Origin of the sequence: Streptomyces sp. NPDC101166, from assembly GCF_044768125.1 — a bacterium.
Classification (GTDB): Bacteria; Actinomycetota; Actinomycetes; order Streptomycetales; family Streptomycetaceae; genus Streptomyces.
On the sequence record NZ_JBIWPF010000176.1, the window covers coordinates 1 to 1,263 of the forward strand.

The 1,263-nt window shown below is 69.5% G+C and carries 2 protein-coding genes; one reads left to right on the plus strand and one right to left on the minus strand.

Annotation, left to right across the window (positions count from 1 at the left end; genetic code table 11):
• Positions 1-77 precede the first annotated feature (77 nt).
• Positions 78-713, plus strand: a complete 636-nt coding sequence (locus tag ACIRS4_RS37460; protein WP_404204626.1) for a hypothetical protein — start codon at positions 78-80, stop codon at positions 711-713.
• A 6-nt stretch (positions 714-719) separates the two neighbouring features.
• On the opposite strand, the gene ACIRS4_RS37465 is transcribed toward ACIRS4_RS37460, so the two are convergent.
• A complete protein-coding gene (locus tag ACIRS4_RS37465; RefSeq protein ID WP_404204628.1) occupies positions 720-1,145 on the minus strand; it encodes a hypothetical protein in 426 nt (141 codons plus the stop codon).
• Between the last annotated feature and the right edge of the window lie 118 nt (positions 1,146-1,263).

A 1,263-nucleotide genomic window follows, 5' to 3' on the forward strand; every position in this document is an offset into this window, starting at 1 on the left:
CCCGGCGCTGGGGGCGGGCCATCGTCGCGGCCGGCACGCCCGTGCCCGCCTTCGGCTAGCTGGCGGCGTACACGATCGTGCGGGAACTGCCCGACGAGTTGCCGGAGGAAGACGCGGCGGCGGTCCTGCACACGCTGCCGCTTCCGCTGCCCGCCAACAACTATCCGGTGGTCTTCGCGCCCGACCAGCTCCCCGAGGCCGCGAGCGTGACGCGGCCGAGCTACCCGTTCCACGAGACGCCCATCCCGGACTTCCGGCCCGAGGACGGACGCAAGCTGACCGGCCCGGTGACACTGGGGGACTGGCTGCGGGCGCGCGGCACCCTCGACGTGACCGTCGACCTGGACGATGCGCGGCAAGCGGAGTTCCGGTTCGAGTTCACCGGGCTCGTCCCGGATTCGCTGTACACGGTGATGTCCCTGCGTGCCAAGGACTTGGACCCGGACGCGCCCACCCGGCCCGGGCCGCTGGGCGTGCCCAATGTGTTCGTCACCGACGAACACGGCACCGCGAGCTACCGGGCGGTGCTGCCGAATCCGTTTCCGGATCCGGCGCTGCCGGGGGCGAACCGCATCATCAGCGTGGTCGTGCTCTGGCAGAGCTATCAGCAGAACTACGGCGGCGCGATAGGGCATTTCGGGCTGGGCGGTGATATCCACGCCCAGCTCAAACTGCCGGACCCGTCCTTCGACGAGTTCCTGACCACCGACTGAGGCCGATCACCGCACGGCGCGGTACACCCGTCGCGCGGTGAGCACCAGCGGAATCTGCAGCGGGAGGCGGAGCAGGGCACCGGCTTTCAGCGGCAGGGCACGGTCGCTGCTCAGCCAGTCGTAGGCCATGTACAGGTTGCCGGGGAAGACCGCGACGAAGAGCAGGGCGGCGAGCCGCGCGCCCAGACCGCGGGTGCGCGGGATCGCGAGCAGGGCGCCCGCGGTGAGCTCGGCCGCGCCCGAAACATGGGTGTAGGTGCGGGGTTCGCCCGGCAGCTGGGGCGGGATCAGGGTGTCGAAGGGCTTGGGCATGAGGAAGTGCAGGGCGCCCATGCCCAGCAGCAGGCCGGCGAGCGCGATGGCGCGACCCCGAATTCCATTGGTGCCGACCGGTTGGATTGTCGCCGGAGAGTGCGACAGATCTGCTGTCATTGGTGCAGCATAACCGGTTGGTATGTATTGCTCGGCGGGCGGCGGGATCCGCGTTTCCTCTCGGTATGTCGTCGTGGGCGAGTGGCCGATCACCAAGGCATAGCGCACAATTAGGCTG

What these genes read in the sequence shown, in the direction of transcription:
- ACIRS4_RS37465 (WP_404204628.1), bottom strand. Translation starts at nt 1,145, where the DNA reads ATGACAGCAGATCTGTCGCACTCTCCGGCGACAATCCAACCGGTCGGC.